The sequence below is a fragment of the Acidilobus sp. genome (assembly GCF_049973875.1).
Classification (GTDB): Archaea; Thermoproteota; Thermoprotei_A; order Sulfolobales; family Acidilobaceae; genus Acidilobus.
This window is the reverse complement of the sequence record NZ_JBMFJI010000007.1, coordinates 60,009-76,621: the sequence shown is the minus strand read 5'-3', so window position 1 is coordinate 76,621 and position 16,613 is coordinate 60,009. Positions and strand designations below refer to the sequence as shown.

Below are 16,613 nucleotides of genomic sequence, written 5' to 3'. Positions count from 1 at the left end.
CAAGAGGCAGATGCTAACCCACGGCGTCATTAAGGCGCTCAGGCTTGGGTTTAACGTTATCCTGGTCGACCCGAAGGGTACTACAAATTCTGAGGAGCACGACAAGGTCATGAGGGAGAAGGGGTTCGACAGGCACACGGCCTCGGCTTACTTGATAGCGTTAAAGGGGTTAGGGACGATAAATGATATCAAATAGTACGAGCCTCACAGTTTATTGGAAACTGCTAGCTACGGCAGTCATCTACGATAGGAGCCTAAGTTTCAGGTTTCAGAACCGCTCTGAGGGCCTCAAGGCACGACTCCTTGTCTAGCGCTGAAATCTTCATGTGCTCCGTGATGCCAGACTTCAGGAGGATGCTCTCCACGAGGTTAAGCCTGTTGGAATCAACTGCGTCCACCTTGTTAATTACTACGAGGATCCTGCGGTTACCGCCTAGGATCGCCCTAATTCTTGAGAGGAGGCTAACCTGGGACTCAAGGCTCAGAGGGGCCTCCGGCGTCGGGTCCACTAGGTAGAGGACGGGCCCTGGAAGCTCCTGGAGCGCAGCTACAGCCCTCAGCTCAACCTCGTTCATCTGAGACGGGTCCCTGTCAAGCAGCCCTGGGGTATCAATTACTTGCACTTCGACCCCATCAACGTTAGCGTGCCCCACTATAACGTTCTTAGTCGTGAACGGGTAGGGGGCTATCTCAGGCCTCGCCCTTGACACTGATGACAGGAACGTGGACTTGCCCGCGTTAGGGGGTCCAGATACTATAACTATTTGTTTGCTAACGTCTATGCCGGGCAGTTCTGCGAGGAACTTCACTACCTCCCTGAGCCTCTCAAGGCCGTGGGAGCACTTCTTAAGCTGAGACATCATCCTTCCCCGGGCTTCCCTGCCTATGGCCCTAGCCTCTCCTTCGCTTTCAGCGGCGAGCAGCCTGTACCTGTAGCTCTGCCACATCCTCTGGGCCACAGTCCTGGCCTTCACGACGCACTCTATATCCCTGTTGACCTGCTCCATGTCAAAGCTTATGCTGAGAAGCCTTAAGTAGAACGGGTGGAGCCCCCTGAGCAGCGACCTCAGCTGCATCACGGGCTCCGTCTTGCCCACTATTACATCTTTAACTAGGTCCAGGGACCTCCTCTCCCTCTCGTAGGCGTTGACGTTATGGGGATACCTGTTCTTAATTCTCTGCAACACTTCGCTGTAAGAGGGCACGTGTATCCTCTTAGCTATCGCTGCTGGATCTGGCAACTGTTTACCCTTGATTCTGGCGGAGTCCATGCTTATTTGCGCTCTGGGCCCAGGAGCCTCTCCCTCACGAGCTCCTCGTACATCATGAAGGCGGCCCTGTGCCTCCTCACGGCGCTTTCTATGGACTTAGGTGAGGCCCCTGACCTCCTGGCAGCTTCAGACAGGGCCCTCGAGGAGCTCACCCCGAGCGCCTTAAGGGTAGCGTAGACGGCTAAGCCCACCTTAACCCTCTCAGTTCTTGACTTAAGCTCGGGGAACCCATCTATTACCTTGAGGGCCTCCGAGGCCTCACTGTCGTGCTTGGTGGCAGGCGACCTAAACCTTATAGCGCCGTTTACGATTTCAACGAGCTTGCCCCTGCTCACAGCCTTAGCCGAGGCCCTCTCAAGGGCCACCTCAAGCGGCCCCCTGGGAGGAGGACCCTCGACTACCCTCTGCGCATCCTCGCTAAATCGCGGGGGCCTGTCATCTATTAAGTTCTCTATTATTGCCCCGCAGTCCTGGCACACCAGGTGTCCGGTCTCCTCGCTCCAGGCGAGCCTCTCGGAGCCGCAGTAGGGGCACCTGAGCACGTCAATCACCGCCACGTCCTTTAGCTGCGGGCTGTAAATTCATTGTGATAGCTTAGTTACGCGGAGAGGGGGAGACCCCAGCGTAAGTGCTACGGCGCTTTACGAAACTGTGCGGTATCACTGGCTCCGAACCCTTAGCTGGTTCCGCCTACTACTTGGTCCCAGGTGAGCGTTAAGCTTGCCTGCCAAGAGACTTCAGCAGCCTCAGCCAGAGGTCCGTTCAAAGAGCGTCGCTGACGCCGTTGAGAGTTTCCTTAGCGCACTGGAGGCCTCAGGGGCCTCAAAGTTAACTCTCAAGTCCTATAGGGCGGCGCTGCAGTCCTTCGTGTCCCATGTGGGTCCTTCAAGGCCTGTCTCCCAACTATCGCAGGCGGACTACCTTTCATGGCTTTCAGATATGAGGTCCAAGGGCCCCGTGGGGCCGCGGGGAGGTAGGTGGAGCTCGACTGTTCACTACTACACAATCTTTGTCAGGAGGTTCCTCCAGTGGCTTGGCATCTCAGGCCTTCCGGCGGAGCATCAACGTAGGTCTGAGTTCAACGGGGCCCTGAGCTGGAAGGATGTCGAGGCCATGATGTCTAAGGCCAGGGACCTCTACGACCTGCTCATACTTTCCCTGATGGCCGAGTCAGGGCTAAGGGCGAGGGAGGTGGTTAACTTGACGTGGGGCGACATAGACCTAGCTAAGGGGGAGGCCAAGGTTAGGGGAAAGTACAGCAAGGAGAGGCTCGTGGTGCTTGGCCAGGTGGCGAGGTCTGTGCTTTCAGTGCTGCCGCCAGGGGGGCCCAACGAAAGGGTAGTAAAGCTGAGCTACCAGGCCATATATGACAGGGTAAAGTCTCTTGCGAGGAGGGCTGGCATAGACGTCAGCAAGGTGAGGCCTCACGTGCTCAGGCACACCTTCGCGACCGAGGCGCTGAGGAGGGGAATGAGCCTCCCCGTGCTTCAGAGGCTGCTGGGCCACAGCGACATAAGGATCACGCAGGTGTACCTTCACCTGCTGGACGAGGACATCAGGAGGGAGTACGAGAGGGCCTTCATGCAGCCCCAGCAGCCCTACTATACGGCGCCCCAGTACCCAGGGCAGGCCTACATGGGTTACCCGCTGTATCCCCAGGGCCTTTACCCAGGCATGGCAGGCCAGAGGACCTGATCCCTCAGATTATGCCCTCCTCCATGACCTGCTCCTTCACCCTTCTCCTGAGGTCCCTGCTCTCAAACGGCATGAGGTCCTTGAGCTGTTCAGGGATGCTGAGCCTGGAGCTCCTCATCATTTTTAGCAGGGCCTTGTAGGCGCTGTACGAGGCCAGGCCCTCGTCGTTTATGTCGGCCTCGGCTATGGCTTTAGCTACCCTGTAGAGGCTCCTGAGCTCCTCCTCGTTGCTCACGACTGCCACCTCCCCATCCCCTCCCTGGACGACTTTGACCAGCTGGGCGAAGTGCTTAGCTGGCAGCTTAATCACAAGCTTATCCCCATCAAGCAGCTCGGCCTCCGGCTCATCCGGTTCATCCAGGTCCGCATCACTATAGTAGTCCCCCTCGTCCTCACCCTCAGAGCCCAGCTCGAAGGGCTCCGGGTAGAAGAGCACTAAGTCGTCGGTGAACGCCACCATCTCTATGGATTTAAGGCGGCCGTAGACCTCCCTAGCTATGTTTGACACTAAGTAGTACACAAGAAATACGTCTTCATTATCATATTCCTCGTCGCTGTCGTTACCATCCATGGCGTCGCTACCTCCGTAGTCCCCCTCGTCCTCACCAGAGCCTACGGCGGCTGAGATTATATTGCTAAGCCAAGCTTCGAACTCCCTTGAGGCCCTCCTGAGGAATACGAAGGGGAGGGCGGCAGCGAGGGTCCCAACAAGTGGCGGCACAAGGGAGGGCCACCTGAAGATGTCTGAGAGCACCAGTACTGATGAGAATGTGAAGACCCCAAGCAGGGCTGAGATAATCGTGATGGCTATGTAAAGCCTTACACCCGTCCCTATCAGCCCAACTCGCAGTATGTTGAGGCGCCCCTATTAAGGCTAATGCTCTATTGAAGCTTTTTCACCCGTCTACGAACCTCTAAGCTAGAATTACCAGGTGGACGCCTTGCCAAGAGTTGACATTGGTATGTACCTCGTTGAGTCAGCCAATATCTTCACGCTGGGCAGGCAGGAGCTAATGTCGTTAAGGGACTGGGCCCTGGCCAGCGGCGCTATATTTGTCACGTCGCCGTCGATAGTCAGCGTGAGCACAGCCTCAGGCCCAGTCAGGCTGGCCGCTGGCGTGGGGTCCCTCATAAGCAGCGAAAGGCCCCCGGTAAGATGGCTTCAGATAACGTCGCAAGACTGGGTCGACGGCTGCCCCTCAGGCTCGAGAGAGCCCAACTATCACGTGGCCGACTCGGGCGACATCAAGGTCAAGGGAGTTGCTGTTGCTATAGACTACAGGGATCCGCCCTCGCTTATGGCTAATTCGATGAGGATTGAGGCGCTGCTTAGGTCGCAGACGGAGGGACAACCGCTGCTCGTGCTTGTAGACTATGAGACAGGAAGGCAGTGGCCGCTTATGACGCTAAGGGAGGGCACCTATGAAATAAACGCGGCGGAGGGGAAGGTCAGGGACTTATTGGAGTACGCGGCCTCACTTTATTCGTCGTGCCCCCATGACGTTTAGCTCGAGGAGGTCAGCTGCCTTAGCTTTGACCTCAGAATCTCTGAAACGGTCTTACCGTCCACCTTACCCCTGAGGACCTCCATGGCTTTACCCATTAGCGTGCTGAACGAGGCCTCCCCCCTCTGCTTTATGAGCTCCATGTTCTCAGCAATTATCTTGTCTATCACTGCCTCAGCCTCCTCCCTGCTCACGCCAATGAGCCCCAGCTGCTTAGCCGCCTCCTCAGCCGTTATCTTGGGGTCCTCAGACATCTTAGTGAGTATGGGCTCGATGGCCTCCTTGGCTATCTTGCCTTCGGCTAGGAGCCTTATGAGGCCCTCAAGCCTGTCCTCGTCTATGGAGTCCACGTCAACGCCCTTGCCCCTCAGGCCCTTCATTATGGTTACAAATATTGAGGCTATCAGCGTGGGCTGCACCGAGGAGCCATAGGTGTATATCATCTCCTCTATTATAGGCAGCCTGGGGTCTGAGACCACCCTCTCCGCAAGCTCCCTGCTCATGCCGTACTTTTCAACGAAGCGCCTCACCTTAGCCTCAGGGGACTCCGGCACCAGCTTCTCTGCCTCAGCCAGTATGTCAGGCGTAACCCTCAGCGGAGGTATGTCCGTCTCAGGGTACATCCTCTCCCTACCGGGCCTTGGCCTCATGTACTTAGTTGTGCCGTCCTCGTTGGCCGCCCTGGTCTCCTCTGGGACGCCGTCAAGCGACTGCCTGACCCTGTCCACTATAACAGAGAGCGCCCTGAGCGCCCTGTCCTCCTTCTCGGCCACCATGGCGAAGGCGTCTAAGCCTGGGTCAGCCCCCAGGGCCTTATAGACAGCGTTCACCTCCTCCTGCGTTATGCCGTAGTTGGGCAGCTCGTCGCTGTGGAAGAGGCCCTGCACGTTGGCCCAGAACCTGACGTAGTCCGCTATCTCCGTGCCAAACCTCCTGCCGGGCTGTACGTATGTGCCGAGCAGGCCCTTCAGCCTGGGAAGCTTTATAGCCAGGACGCGGCCGCCCGAGCTTATGACCTTAGCGATCACCTTGCTCTTGGTGTTCTTGAACACGTCAGTCACGTCCACCGGCTCCATCCTTATGAGCTCCTTGGTTACGCCCCTCCTTACCATCTCATCCCTTATCTTGAGCAGGTTGACCTGCCTCATGACCTCATACTTGACTATCTTATCTATGAGCTCCAGGGTCTGGACTCCCTTGATCTCGGTCTTGGCGCCTCCCACTATGCTAACATTAAGGTCCTGCCTTATGGTTCCAAGGCCTCTCCTGACCGCGCCCGTCATGCGAAGAAGCATGCCTATTGCGAGGGCCACGTCCCTGGCCTCAGAGGGCGTGTGCATGTCAGGGGCCGTGGAGATCTCTATGAGCGGTATCCCGAGCCTGTCAAGCCTGTATGAGGTCTCAGGCCCGTTCTCGCCGACCTTCCTGGCGGCGTCCTCCTCGACAACTATGGTCTGTATGCCGTAGTCCTTCCCGTTTACCGTTATCTTGCCTCCTAGAGCCACTATTGCAGTCCTCTGGAAGCCGCTCGTGTTACTGCCGTCTATCACTATCTTCCTCATGACGTGGACTTCGTCCACAATGGTTGACCCGAGCGCCTTAGCGACGGCTATAGCTATGGCCACCGCATCCCTGTTTATCGGGTGCGGCGGCTCCTCGTCAGACTCTACTAGACAGTAGTGCCCCCTGGGCGCCTCGTACCTGTAGACCCTGCCTTTCCTGTACTCAAAGAGCGCGGCTATGTCAACATCTCCGGTCTCGCTGCGTGTTGGCCTGAGCCTCCTGGTGAAGCTCTCAGGCGCACTCTCCTCCGTCAGCTCGGCTGGGCAGCTGCAGAACAGCTTAGTCCTCGTCTTGAGCTGCTGGTGGATCTCAAGGCCTACCTTGAGCCCCAGCGCCTCGTAGTCTAGCTCGTCACTCCCTGTCATGGTACCACCTCGGGAACAGCTTAAGTTCATGTCTTGGATTTATCTCGCCAGCCAGGTTGGTTAACATCAGCCTCCTGACCTCTCCCAGGTCCCTGGTTCTGTGGAGCGCCCAGGAAAGCTTTACGTAGGCGGTCTCCGGCAGCATGTCCTCCGCTGGTATGACACCGGCCTGGAGCATGCGCCTTCCCGTGCTATAGACATTAAGGTTAACCCTGCCGAAGAGCGTCTGGCTAGTTATAACAACCGGTATCCCCTCCTCCACGGCCCTCTGCACGGAAGGTATGAGCGCGTTGGCTATGTGGCCGAAGCCAGTGCCCTCTATCACTATTCCATGGTAGCCCCTGTCCACAAGGAAGTCTACCAGGTCGCTCGTCATGCCGGGGAAGAACTTTATTAGCGCTACCTTGTCGTCGAAGCCGTTCTCAGGCCTGAGCTCCCTCGACCTGCGCCTGTAGTCCTCCTTGAGCATCTCTATCTTGCCCTCATAGGGCCACACCTTGGCGAGAGGCACGTCGTTTATAGACTGGAAGGCGTCCCTCCTGCTTGTGTGCATCTTCCTCACCTTTGTCCCCCTGTGGGCCAACGCGTACGTGTCGCCGGTCTCGCCGTGCATCACCACGCACACCTCCCCGAAGGGCGCCCTTGACGCCACGAGGACGGCCGACGTAAGGTTGAACGCCGCGTCGCTGCTGGGCCTGTCGCTGCTCCTCTGGGCTCCAACTAATGCCACAGGTCCTGGTAGCCCTTTGTGAAATACAAACGAAAGGGCGGCCGCCGTGTACGCCATGGTGTCGGTCCCGTGCGCTACTACCACGCCTGAGTACCCCTTCTCAAAGTACCTGACGACCTCCTCAGCTACGGTTTGCCAGTTCCTTGGGGTCATGTCCTCGCTGAATATGGACATGAACTGAACCGAGTCAACCGTGGCATACTTAAACATTTCAGGCACGGACGCCGCCAGTTCCTTGGAGTCCATGTATGGGTTCACCGCCCCAGTCTCATAGTCGACCCTGCTCGCTATAGTGCCTCCTGTGCCCAACACAAGGACCCTCTCAGCGGGGGGCCTGACCTCCTCCGAGAGGCTCACTGGCTCGCCTGGATGGGTCGTCAACGACCCCTCCTCGACAACTCTGACCTTAGTGCATTCATCAATTCTTATGCCAACGTTATAGCCGTTGTCAAGCTTAAGCACTACTATGTCAGGCGCGGAAAACTCGCTCTTGGGCATCAGGGTTCCCATAAGCCTGGACCCGTCGGACCTTGTGACCTCAACCACATCTCCTGGCTTCGCTGAGGCCTCAACCAGCTTCTTCGCTGCTATGCCCGTGTAGCCGTAGTAGGGTCCGCTCTCGTTGGAAATATGCCTCACCGCGGGCTGTGGGTGAGCTCAGGGTTAAATAATAAGTAAAAGAAAAGCGGTGGGAGCTCAGCTCGCCGCCCTTGAGGAGGCGGTCTGCTGGGCGGCCTTAAGCACCCTCCTGACGAACTCCACCTTATTTTTAATCCTTGGCGGCTGGTTCTTCTTATGCTTGGGCTCTATCTTGGGCGTCGCCTTCCTAACCTTACCGGCCTTAGTCATTGATCCGTGCGTAGGCAAGAGTTCTCACCAGTGTGAAAGCTCTGTTTGCTAGTTAAAACCTTTCCTCTGAGGCCTCGACCCGCTGCCCGTTAATGGCCGCTCTGGACCATTTAGGCCCAGGCACATAAGCTGCCGTCCTTCCCTATCTTCAACGTCTCCAGCTTGGCCCTGAAGACGCTTAGTAGTAAAAAGCTGTTATCAGCCATGCAAAGGCTGCAGCCAAAGGGCTCGTTTAAGGTTATAATCTTCTCTTATCAGACGTTAGCCAGGAGCGGTGAAGGGGTTGAAGATTTACATCGTTGACACTATAGCAGGCAGCTATGCAGTTGACGAGAGCGGCAAGGAGCTGGCCTTTGAGCCTCTGCCAAAGTCTTTTGACGACCTGGTGGCCGAGGCCATTAAAATATCTAGGGGGGAGCTGAGCGACGCCTTCATCAAGCTTGCCGACAAGGTTAAGCAGCTCAGCCCCGAGGAGGTGATAGTGGAGAGCGAGGAGGAGGCCAAGTACCTGAACCAGCAGGGGCTTAGAGCTATTGTCAGCGAGGGCAACCAGGTGGCCCTGTCCGTGAGATCCAGAATTCCCCAGCTCCTGGTCGAGTCAGAGCTCATAAAGAGCGACTCGGAGGCCCCCGCCTTTGAGCTCAACGTGGCCTTCGAGTTCACAAGGAGGGGCCTCATGGGGGCGGCCAAGAAGCGTGACCTTCTGGCGGCCCACTCCATAAGGACCATAGATGACATAGATAAGACAGTGAACTTGTTTGTGAACAGGCTGAGGGAGTGGTACAGCGTCACCTTCCCCGAACTTAACGACATAGTAGAAGATCACAGGCTCTACATCAAGCTCGTCGCTGAACTGGGCGACAAGGAGAACTTCACAGAGGACAGGCTGAAGGACCTTCGCGTCTCGCCCCAGCTGGCCGAGAAGATAGCCAGCGCCGCAAAGAAGAGCATAGGAGCTGACCTCTCAGAGCACGACTTGGAGGCAATAAAGACCTTCGCGGGCATCATACTTCAGCTCTACGACCTTAGGGACCAGCTGGAAGGCTACGTGAACAGGGTAATGAAGGAGGTGGCCCCGAACATAACGGAGCTGGTAGGGCCCCTGCTCGGCGCCAGGCTAATAAGCCTTGCGGGAGGCCTTGACAGGCTAGCTACGATGCCGGCCAGCACTATCCAGGTGTTAGGCGCAGAGAAGGCCCTCTTCAGGGCCCTTAGGACTGGCGGCAGGCCGCCGAAGCATGGGATAATATTCCAGTACCCGGAGATATTCAGGGCCCCCAAGTGGCAGAGGGGTAAGATAGCCAGGGCCCTAGCGGCAAAGCTTGCGATAGCCGCCAAGGTTGACGCCTTCAGCGGAAGGTTCATAGGGGACAGGCTTAACTCTGAGCTTCAGCAGAGGATAGCTGAGATAAAGAAGGTATACGCCTCGCCGCCCAAGAGGAAGGAGGCCCCGCAGGCCCCGCAGAGGGGGCAGAGGCCTCCAAGGAGGCATGGCAAGGGAGGAAGGGGAGGAAAGGGCAGGAGGTGACGAAGGGTGCGCGTGTATGAACATCAGTCTTGGAAGAACGTGTATGTAGTTGAGTTGGACGACGGCAGCCTGAGGCTAGCCACGAAGAACCTCGTGCTGGGACAGAGGGTTTACGGGGAGCACCTTTACTCCTACGAAGGCGCTGAGTACAGGGAGTGGAACGTCTACCGCAGCAAGCTTGCAGCCGCGCTGCTGAAGGGCCTTCAGGAGCTGCCCGTAAGGGAGGGCGACAGGATACTCTACCTTGGAATAGCCAGCGGCACCACGGCGAGCCACATAAGTGATATCATAGGCCCCGCCGGCCTGATATATGGTATCGAGTTCTCGCCAAGGGTGATAAGGGACTTGCTGCAGATAGTGCCCGACAGGAAGAACATAGTGCCGATTCTGGCGGACGCTAGGGAGCCCGTCAAGTACAGGCACCTGGTGGGCGCCACAAGGGGGCTTTACGCTGACGTGGCCCAGCCGGAGCAGGCGGACATAGTGGTCAGGAACGCCAGGCTCTTCCTCGAGGACGGCGGATACCTGCTGTTGGCGATAAAGGCGAGGAGCGTCGACGTCACCAGCGAGCCGAGCGAGGTCTACCTTAGGGAGATGAGGACCCTGGCAGAGGGAGGCTTTGACATAAAGGACGTGGTTCACCTGGACCCATTCGACAAGGACCACGCGATGGTCTACGCCATATACAGGAGGGGCTGAAGTGGGCTCCGAGGAGGGGCCTGCAAGGCACATAACTAAGGTGTACACCGAGGAGGTCAGGAGGCTCCAGGCCTCCTGGCCAAGTAAGCAGGCGAGGCTGCGGGAGCTGAGGAACACAGATCATATAATCCTCAACGACGGCACGTCACACGAATTTGACGAGGACGAGGTCTCCAGGCTGCTTTCTCAGGTGCCGGAGTACTTTTGGGACTTCATGACGGTGCCCCTGCTGCTTTACTATGTAAGGACAGAGTCGGGCGTGGCTAAGTATGTTGTGGTTGGCGACAGGTGGCAGAGGAGGCTGGCGGAGATAATGCTGAGGGGCGACTACACCGCGGAGGGCATAGGGGAGCTGAGCGTTGACGAGTTTCTCATAATTATAGGCAAGTACAGGAGCCTGGTCTTCGTCTCGCTTAGCGTGGTTTGACGCGCACCTTTTATAACTCTGTATACACCTTCAAGTCGTGGTGTCAAGCCGTGGAGAGCGGCCTGGTGGAGGAGATTTATCAGAACGCCCTGAGGGCCAGGGACGTGCTCAAAGGCCTTATACACGAGACCCCGCTTGACCTAAGCTCCACGTTCTCAGCTATGACGGGCGGGGAGGTCTACCTCAAGCTGGAGAACCTGCAGAAGACGGGCTCGTTCAAAGTAAGGGGGGCCTACTACAAGATGTGGACCCTGGGCGACGCCGCCAAGAGGGGCGTTGTGGCCGCCAGCGCTGGAAACCACGCGCAGGGGGTGGCGTTTGCTGCGAAGCTGCTGGGCGTCAAGGCTACCATAGTGATGCCGCTTGTAGTCCCCCTCTCTAAGATACTCGCCACAAAGTCCTATGGGGCCGAGGTGGTGCTTTATGGAAACGTGATAGACGAGTCCATGAAGAAGGCCAACGAGATAGTCGAACAGACGGGGGCCACTCTGATACACCCCTATGACGACCCAGCGGTTATAGCGGGCCAGGGAACTATTTCGCTTGAGCTGCTCGAGCAGATGGGCGAGCCGCCGGACGTGGTGGTCATTCCTATAGGCGGCGGAGGCCTCATATCTGGCAACGCCGTGGTGCTTAAGAAGAGGCTCGGCGACAAGGTCAAAGTCATAGGAGTTGAGCCCTCCTACCTGCCCAAGTACTCTATGAGCCTCAAGGAGGGCAGGCCCGTTAACATAACTGGCGCTGTCTCAGGGCTGATGGACGGCCTTATAGTTAAGACCGCCGGCAAGTTCACCTTTGAGTTAATAAGGGACCTAGTGGATGACGTAGTTACAGTTGATGATAAGGAGGTCGCCAGGGCCATGTTCCTCCTGCTAGAGAGAGGTAAGACTCTCGCCGAGGGCGCGGGGGCTGCCCCCCTGGCGGCAATACTGGAGGGCAAGGTTAACGTAAAGGGTAAGAGGGTCGTCGCGCTCATAAGCGGAGGCAACGTGGACCTGACGAGGCTGGCCAACATAATTAACTACGAGCTCTTCAGGACGAAGAGGCTGATAAGGCTCGTGGGCACGGTTCCTGACCAGCCGGGCTACCTTGACAGGGTTCTGAGGAAGCTTGCCGACGCCAGATTCAACGTTATTGACATAAGGCACGACAGGTTCTCGCCAAGCCTGGTGCCAGGCTACGCCATAGTAGATGTGTTGGTCGAAGCGCCGGACCCGGACGCAGTGCCTGAAGCGCTGCAGGCCTTGAAGGCTGAGGGCTTTAACTTCAGGGAGGCCGAGGAGTAGCGGTCAGGGCCCTCTTAGCCCGCTGGCTGAGCTCACGACCTCCATGTACTCTTTGTCAGAGTATATGCCCTCCTGCTCCTCCCTGACCTTTTCAAGGAGCCCGCTGGCGGTCCTTGAGACGAACTCGGCGATCCACTCTATGTCATTAGACGCGGAGCCCTTAGGGTTGTAAGGAAGCGCGGACCTCCCAAGGCTGCCCTTGCCGAGCAGCCACAGGCCCACCACCTCAGGCCTTGAAAGCTCCCTAACGCGCTGGGGGCCTAAGGCGCCGCCGGAGGCCCAGTAGAGCTCCCTGACGAAGCTGATCGACAGCGCCCTCCTCAGCTTGTCGCGCCACTCCGCGAACAGCTCTCCGTCCCTTCTAACCACCTCGCCTATGACCTGCTCAGGCCTCACGCCGCTCAGTGGTGATCTGGCGGCGGCGCTGGCCAGCTCCCTGACGGCCACGGGAGCCAGGGAGCCGTGAAGTATAGCAACCGCCGATGCCAGGGAGCTGTGAAGGACCGAGTTCATGAACGCCTCGACAGGGTCCCCCGGGTCTACCCTAGAGCCGTTAACTATGTCAATGACCTCCTCGGCGCTCACAGGGTCAGTTGCCGCAGGCTCACCGCCAACGGTGACCCAAGGCACGCTGAGGACGCCCAGCCTGACGGCCTCAAGGGAGCCCAGCCTCACAAGCCTGACCCTGCCCAGGGCCCCGGCCCTGCGGAGCCCGGTTATCACTTCATGACTGGTCTCGCAGGAGGGGTGAAAGTATATCGTTACGTCGCGGCTTGTCAAGCCTGGAACCCCTCAGCAGGCTGGTCGCTTGGTTTTAAGGCTTTTCTGACCAGCTCTCGTAGACGCTGGCGACGCTCGAGACCCTCTTCAGCTCGTTTATTACCATTATCGAGGAGACCTCTATCACCCCGGGCGCGGAAGCTATGCCGTCCAGGGCCGCTGACAGGTCCCTCTGGGTCGGCGCCAGCACCTTGACAAGGAAGTTGTAGGGCCCGCTAGTTTCATATGCCTCAACTACATAGTTAAGGCTTCTGAGGAGCTCCCTAACTTTGCCCAGGCTGTCGGCCCTGGCCTTTATTAGGAAGTAGGCCGAGGCCTCAAGGCCAAGCTTTGAGGGCTCAACGTTTACGGTGAACCCCTTTATGACCCCCTCGCTGATCAGCTTCTTGACCCTCAGGTAGACGGTCGCCTCGCTGACCTCCATCTTAGACGCTATCTCGCTCCACGGCATCCTTCCGTCCTCCTCCAGGTACCTTATGAGCTGGAGGTCCCTCTCGTCAACTACAGGGGTCGCCTGCCTTCTCAAGCCCTCTCGCCGACAGGCCTGCTGGCCTTCAGGTAATTAATGTTGTCAGCTAATCATAATATACTTCATTATCTTAGCTGCAAGGAGAGGCTTTGAGGCGAGGGCCTTTACTATCCTGTTAATATTCATGGTGCCCAGGGCCACCTCCTCATGAACGGCCGCAGGTATCTCAAACATGAAATCCCTCCTCCTCTCAGGGCTCATGCCCTTAAGCGCCTTAAGTATGGACCTGTGAACCCTGACTACCCTCGATATGTTGAGGGACTCAAGCACTTTGTTAACGTCAAGGCCTGTAAGGTAAGCCCTGGCGGCCTCATAGCCCGATATAGCCGAGGGCCTGATGCCCTCCCCAGTTAATGGAAGGACGAAGCCGGCCGCCTCGCCGACCTTGAAGAGCCCTCTGACGCTTCCTGTGGACACGCCCCCCACCGCTATGGGGGCCCCGGCTATCGAGAGTATTGTGCTGCTGCCCAGCGTTTCCTTATGATTCTCAATGTACCTTTCCAAGAGCTCCCTGAGCCTCTGCGGCGACTCAAAGCCGCCTACGCCGACTTCAACGCCCTCCTCGGCAGGGAATATCCAGTAGTAGCCTATCAGGCTTGTGTCAAAATCTATGTAAAGGTAGTCCATGGACTCAAGCCTGGGCGCCCTGACTATGGCCTGAACTCCATAGATCTTCTCGCCGTCATAGAAGGCAACGCCGCCCGCCAGGAGGCCTGTCCTGACCTCCCTGACCTGGCCGTTAACCTTGACTGTGCCGTTTGATGCGTTGTAAGGCGACGAGGTGTACAGCTCGGCCCCGGAGGAGGCTATTACGTCACGTATCATGCCCTCCTTGTCAACTATGTACCCCCTGACGGTGTCCCTGACCTCAACGGACTTAACTCCGTCAACGTAGAGGACAGCGCCCTTTATGTCAGCTATAACCCTCTCCTTGGGGACCTCGAAGGGCAGGTTGGAAAGCGTTGGTATGCCCCTTCCGCACGGCTTAACCGCTGGCCTTGGGTTAGCCTCGTAGACGACTGCCCTGAAGCCAAGCTTCGAGGCTGCGTACGCTGCAGAGGCGCCTGCAGGGCCAGCTCCAACTATGTTTAGTACCTCAGCCAAGCCCCTTCCTCTAAAGCCTTTTACATTTGCAGCAAAGTAATAAATCTGCGGCAGGGTGGGAGAGTTGCAGGGCTGTCCCGGCTATGACTTCCTGGATCACACGGCCGACGTGCTCATAGAGGCCAGGGGCAGGACTAAGGAGGAGGCCCTTGAGCAGGCGGGGCTGGCGGTCTACGAAATCATGACTGACACGTCGAAGGTCAGGCCCCTGACCCACGTCGACATAGAGGTTAACGGGATGGACCTCTACAACACCGTTTACAGGTGGATCGAGCAGCTCCTGGTCAGCACAGACGCCGACGGCCTGGTCTTCAGCATATTCAGGGTGTGCGACCTCAGCGAGGACGGCACAAGGCTCGTTGCTAGGGTCTGGGGCGAGAGGTTCGACCCGTCGAGGCACGAGCAGAGGACGATAGTAAAGGCGATGACCTACTCGCAGATGGACTTCAGGGAGGAGGACGGGTGCTGGAAGCTTCGCTTTGTTGTGGACATCTAGTCCGAGGGGTGGAGGGACCTAAGCTTAAGCTTGCAGTCGTCGCAGAAGTACTCAGACTTAAGGTCTACGTCCTCCAGCGAGTTGCTGAACGACATGACGCAGGACCTGTTGCTGCAGTGCCCAAGGCCAAGTAGGTGGCCCACCTCGTGAACGGACTCCTTGAGGAGCCTCGCCAGGTACCTGCTGCGGTCCTCGGACTCAAGCCTTGCTGTGTAGACGGTGGCAACTCCAAGGTTCGGGTCGGCGAGGCCAAAGACGAAGTTAAGGCCGGGCACGTAGGCGTCCGCCCCCACGAGGCCCAGCGCTAACCTCTTCCCCTTGAGGAGCGGCTCAAGGTTCCTGTGAAGCCACGCGTTGACCTCATCAGCCCTGTACTGCATCCTGCCCCAGTCATAGGCCGACGCTGGAGGCTGAAGCGACCACATGGAGGGCACAGCGCTTAACCTCACTGGGAAGCTCTTCGCTATTTCGGAACCCACGAAGACCGCGTCCTCAGGCCTGGTCCTGCCCACGGGCTGCACTATCAGCTCTATCATGACTCTCAGGTGCCAGGTGTTCCTTAAAGTTTTAACTTTAACTTAGACGAGGCTGAGGGGACAGCCTTGGGGGAGAGGCCGAAGGTCATATCCGCTGACGGCATTACTGTTTACAACATACTTAAGAGGAGCGTCACAGTGAGGCAGGAGGACTTTACAGCGCTCCACAGCCTCCCAGACGGCCCCTTCGCCCTCCTGGTCGCAATAATACTGAGCCAGAACTCGAACGACAGGAACTCAATAGCTGCATACGATGACCTCAAAAGGGCCACGGGCTTGGACCCAGCGAGGATACTTGCCCTGGGCGACGGCCTGGAGCGGGTGATCAGGAGGGCCGGGATGGTTAGGCAGAAGGCCAGTGCCATAAGGGAGCTCGCCAGGCTTACGCTTGAGAGGGGCGTTGATTTCCTTGAGCACGGCGACATTAATGAAGTCGAGAGGGCCCTGCTCTCAATAAGGGGCATCGGCTCGAAGACTGTTGACGTGTTCCTCTCACTCTACAGGAAGGCGCCAAGGTTTGCGGTGGACACGCACGCCAAGAGGATAGCGGCCAGGTGGGGGCTCGCAAGGAAGGGGGCAAGCTATGAGGAGGTCTCAGGGGCGCTGCTTAACTTCTTTGGGCCAGAGAGGTCCGACGAGGCCCACAGGCTATTAATAGCCTTCGGCAGGGCCTACTGCACGGCCAGGAACCCAAGGTGCTCGGAGTGCCCCCTGAGGCGGTACTGCCCATCAGCTACTGCGACAGGTGCCCGAGGCTAGTGGTCACCTCGCTTCCAGGGAGGGACTCCTGGGCCCTCGAGGAGCTCATGGACACCGTGGTCGCGAGGGACCCCTCGGCCAGGTTTGAGGCCACAGGTTATAGGGGGGTCGTGGAGGTCTACTCAAGCCTCAGCCCTGGCGAGATAGCAAGGCAGTTCCTCCTGTATCAACACGCCTTCATAGCCAGGGTCGTCCCAGTGCTCGCGTGTTCGACGCCTGAGAGGCTGGGCGAGGCGATAGCAAGGCTTGTGCCCAGGGGGCTTTCGGCTGGCCTGGAGCTCAAGGTAAGGGTACCCCTTAAGGGCAGGGTCAGCGAGGGCACAGTCAAGGAGGCCTTAAGGGTCGCCGGCGTGGCGCTCCGCGGCAGGGAGGCCAACCTCAAGATCACAGTAGAGAACGTCGGGGACTGCCTACTCATATCGGTTGGGGAGTGGCGCAGCTGCGGGCCGCACTGCGCGGTCCTAGTCCCAGTATTACCCTGAGGGGGAGGA

The 16,613-nt window shown here is 57.9% G+C and carries 19 protein-coding genes and 1 pseudogene; 10 read left to right on the top strand and 10 right to left on the bottom strand.

Annotation, left to right across the window (positions count from 1 at the left end; translation table 11 throughout):
* Positions 1–196, top strand: a pseudogene (locus ACP5H1_RS04250) (hypothetical protein); the annotation flags it as partial.
* A 58-nt stretch (positions 197–254) separates the two neighbouring features.
* Here the strand turns inward: ACP5H1_RS04250 and ACP5H1_RS04245 are convergent.
* Together ACP5H1_RS04245 and ACP5H1_RS04240 are read right to left on the bottom strand one after the other, a co-directional pair.
* Complete coding sequence (locus ACP5H1_RS04245) at positions 255–1,241, bottom strand: GTPase (protein ID WP_427972090.1); 987 nt, start codon at positions 1,239–1,241, stop codon at positions 255–257.
* 32 nt (positions 1,242–1,273) lie between these two features.
* Entirely contained in the window at positions 1,274–1,828 is a 555-nt protein-coding gene (locus tag ACP5H1_RS04240; protein WP_427972087.1) for a TFIIB-type zinc ribbon-containing protein, read from the bottom strand.
* A gap of 163 nt (positions 1,829–1,991) precedes the next feature.
* On the opposite strand from ACP5H1_RS04240, the gene ACP5H1_RS04235 reads away from it, so the two are divergent.
* The gene (locus ACP5H1_RS04235) at positions 1,992–2,966 is read left to right on the top strand and encodes a tyrosine-type recombinase/integrase (protein ID WP_427972086.1); all 975 of its coding nucleotides are present in this window, start codon (positions 1,992–1,994) and stop codon (positions 2,964–2,966) included.
* 4 nt (positions 2,967–2,970) lie between these two features.
* Here ACP5H1_RS04235 and ACP5H1_RS04230 read toward each other — a convergent pair whose 3' ends face one another.
* On the bottom strand, positions 2,971–3,720 hold the full coding sequence (locus ACP5H1_RS04230; RefSeq protein WP_427972084.1) for a hypothetical protein: 750 nt from the start codon (positions 3,718–3,720) through the stop codon (positions 2,971–2,973).
* 187 nt (positions 3,721–3,907) lie between these two features.
* On the opposite strand from ACP5H1_RS04230, the gene ACP5H1_RS04225 reads away from it, so the two are divergent.
* Positions 3,908–4,474: a hypothetical protein gene (locus tag ACP5H1_RS04225; RefSeq protein ID WP_427972081.1), complete on the top strand. Its 567-nt coding sequence runs from the start codon at positions 3,908–3,910 to the stop codon at positions 4,472–4,474.
* On the opposite strand, the gene gatE is transcribed toward ACP5H1_RS04225, so the two are convergent.
* The 3 genes from gatE to ACP5H1_RS04210 form a co-directional block, all read right to left on the bottom strand.
* Positions 4,471–6,399, bottom strand: a complete 1,929-nt coding sequence (gatE, locus tag ACP5H1_RS04220; RefSeq protein WP_427972079.1) for a Glu-tRNA(Gln) amidotransferase subunit GatE — start codon at positions 6,397–6,399, stop codon at positions 4,471–4,473. The genes ACP5H1_RS04225 and gatE overlap by 4 nt on opposite strands.
* Positions 6,386–7,720, bottom strand: a complete 1,335-nt coding sequence (gene gatD / locus ACP5H1_RS04215) for a Glu-tRNA(Gln) amidotransferase subunit GatD (RefSeq protein WP_427972102.1) — start codon at positions 7,718–7,720, stop codon at positions 6,386–6,388. The genes gatE and gatD overlap by 14 nt, the downstream gene beginning before the upstream one ends.
* Before the next feature lie 105 nt (positions 7,721–7,825).
* Positions 7,826–7,996, bottom strand: a complete 171-nt coding sequence (locus ACP5H1_RS04210) for a 30S ribosomal protein S30e (protein WP_048812877.1) — start codon at positions 7,994–7,996, stop codon at positions 7,826–7,828.
* A gap of 256 nt (positions 7,997–8,252) precedes the next feature.
* Between ACP5H1_RS04210 and ACP5H1_RS04205 the strand changes: the two genes are divergently transcribed.
* Genes ACP5H1_RS04205 through ilvA form a run of 4 tightly spaced genes read left to right on the top strand, consistent with a single transcriptional unit; the run spans position 8,253 to position 11,918 of the window.
* Positions 8,253–9,506 carry a C/D box methylation guide ribonucleoprotein complex aNOP56 subunit gene (locus ACP5H1_RS04205; RefSeq protein WP_427972077.1) on the top strand — a complete coding sequence of 418 codons (1,254 nt, stop codon included), beginning with the start codon at positions 8,253–8,255 and terminating at the stop codon, positions 9,504–9,506.
* 6 nt (positions 9,507–9,512) lie between these two features.
* Complete coding sequence (locus ACP5H1_RS04200) at positions 9,513–10,205, top strand: fibrillarin-like rRNA/tRNA 2'-O-methyltransferase (RefSeq protein ID WP_427972075.1); 693 nt, start codon at positions 9,513–9,515, stop codon at positions 10,203–10,205.
* Between the two features lies 1 nt (position 10,206).
* Positions 10,207–10,632 (top strand): DUF61 family protein, encoded by a 426-nt coding sequence (locus tag ACP5H1_RS04195; protein WP_427972072.1) that lies wholly within the window; start codon positions 10,207–10,209, stop codon positions 10,630–10,632.
* Positions 10,633–10,682: 50 nt separating this feature from the next.
* Positions 10,683–11,918 carry a threonine ammonia-lyase gene (gene ilvA, locus ACP5H1_RS04190; protein ID WP_427972070.1) on the top strand — a complete coding sequence of 412 codons (1,236 nt, stop codon included), beginning with the start codon at positions 10,683–10,685 and terminating at the stop codon, positions 11,916–11,918.
* A 3-nt stretch (positions 11,919–11,921) separates the two neighbouring features.
* On the opposite strand, the gene ACP5H1_RS04185 is transcribed toward ilvA, so the two are convergent.
* Genes ACP5H1_RS04185 through ACP5H1_RS04175 form a run of 3 tightly spaced genes read right to left on the bottom strand, consistent with a single transcriptional unit; the run spans position 11,922 to position 14,331 of the window.
* The gene (locus tag ACP5H1_RS04185) at positions 11,922–12,698 is read right to left on the bottom strand and encodes a hypothetical protein (RefSeq protein ID WP_427972067.1); all 777 of its coding nucleotides are present in this window, start codon (positions 12,696–12,698) and stop codon (positions 11,922–11,924) included.
* 34 nt (positions 12,699–12,732) lie between these two features.
* A complete protein-coding gene (locus ACP5H1_RS04180) occupies positions 12,733–13,224 on the bottom strand; it encodes an Lrp/AsnC family transcriptional regulator (RefSeq protein ID WP_427972065.1) in 492 nt (163 codons plus the stop codon).
* A gap of 45 nt (positions 13,225–13,269) precedes the next feature.
* The gene (locus ACP5H1_RS04175; protein WP_427972063.1) at positions 13,270–14,331 is read right to left on the bottom strand and encodes an NAD(P)-binding protein; all 1,062 of its coding nucleotides are present in this window, start codon (positions 14,329–14,331) and stop codon (positions 13,270–13,272) included.
* A 55-nt stretch (positions 14,332–14,386) separates the two neighbouring features.
* On the opposite strand from ACP5H1_RS04175, the gene ACP5H1_RS04170 reads away from it, so the two are divergent.
* A complete protein-coding gene (locus tag ACP5H1_RS04170; RefSeq protein WP_427972061.1) occupies positions 14,387–14,827 on the top strand; it encodes an archease in 441 nt (146 codons plus the stop codon).
* Here the strand turns inward: ACP5H1_RS04170 and ACP5H1_RS04165 are convergent.
* Positions 14,824–15,363, bottom strand: a complete 540-nt coding sequence (locus ACP5H1_RS04165) for an archaemetzincin family Zn-dependent metalloprotease (protein WP_427972059.1) — start codon at positions 15,361–15,363, stop codon at positions 14,824–14,826. The genes ACP5H1_RS04170 and ACP5H1_RS04165 overlap by 4 nt on opposite strands.
* Positions 15,364–15,429: 66 nt before the next feature.
* Between ACP5H1_RS04165 and ACP5H1_RS04160 the strand changes: the two genes are divergently transcribed.
* Together ACP5H1_RS04160 and ACP5H1_RS04155 are read left to right on the top strand one after the other, a co-directional pair.
* On the top strand, positions 15,430–16,122 hold the full coding sequence (locus tag ACP5H1_RS04160; RefSeq protein ID WP_427972056.1) for an endonuclease III domain-containing protein: 693 nt from the start codon (positions 15,430–15,432) through the stop codon (positions 16,120–16,122).
* A complete protein-coding gene (locus ACP5H1_RS04155) occupies positions 16,068–16,604 on the top strand; it encodes a hypothetical protein (protein ID WP_427972053.1) in 537 nt (178 codons plus the stop codon). The genes ACP5H1_RS04160 and ACP5H1_RS04155 overlap by 55 nt, the downstream gene beginning before the upstream one ends.
* Positions 16,605–16,613: the final 9 nt, after the last annotated feature.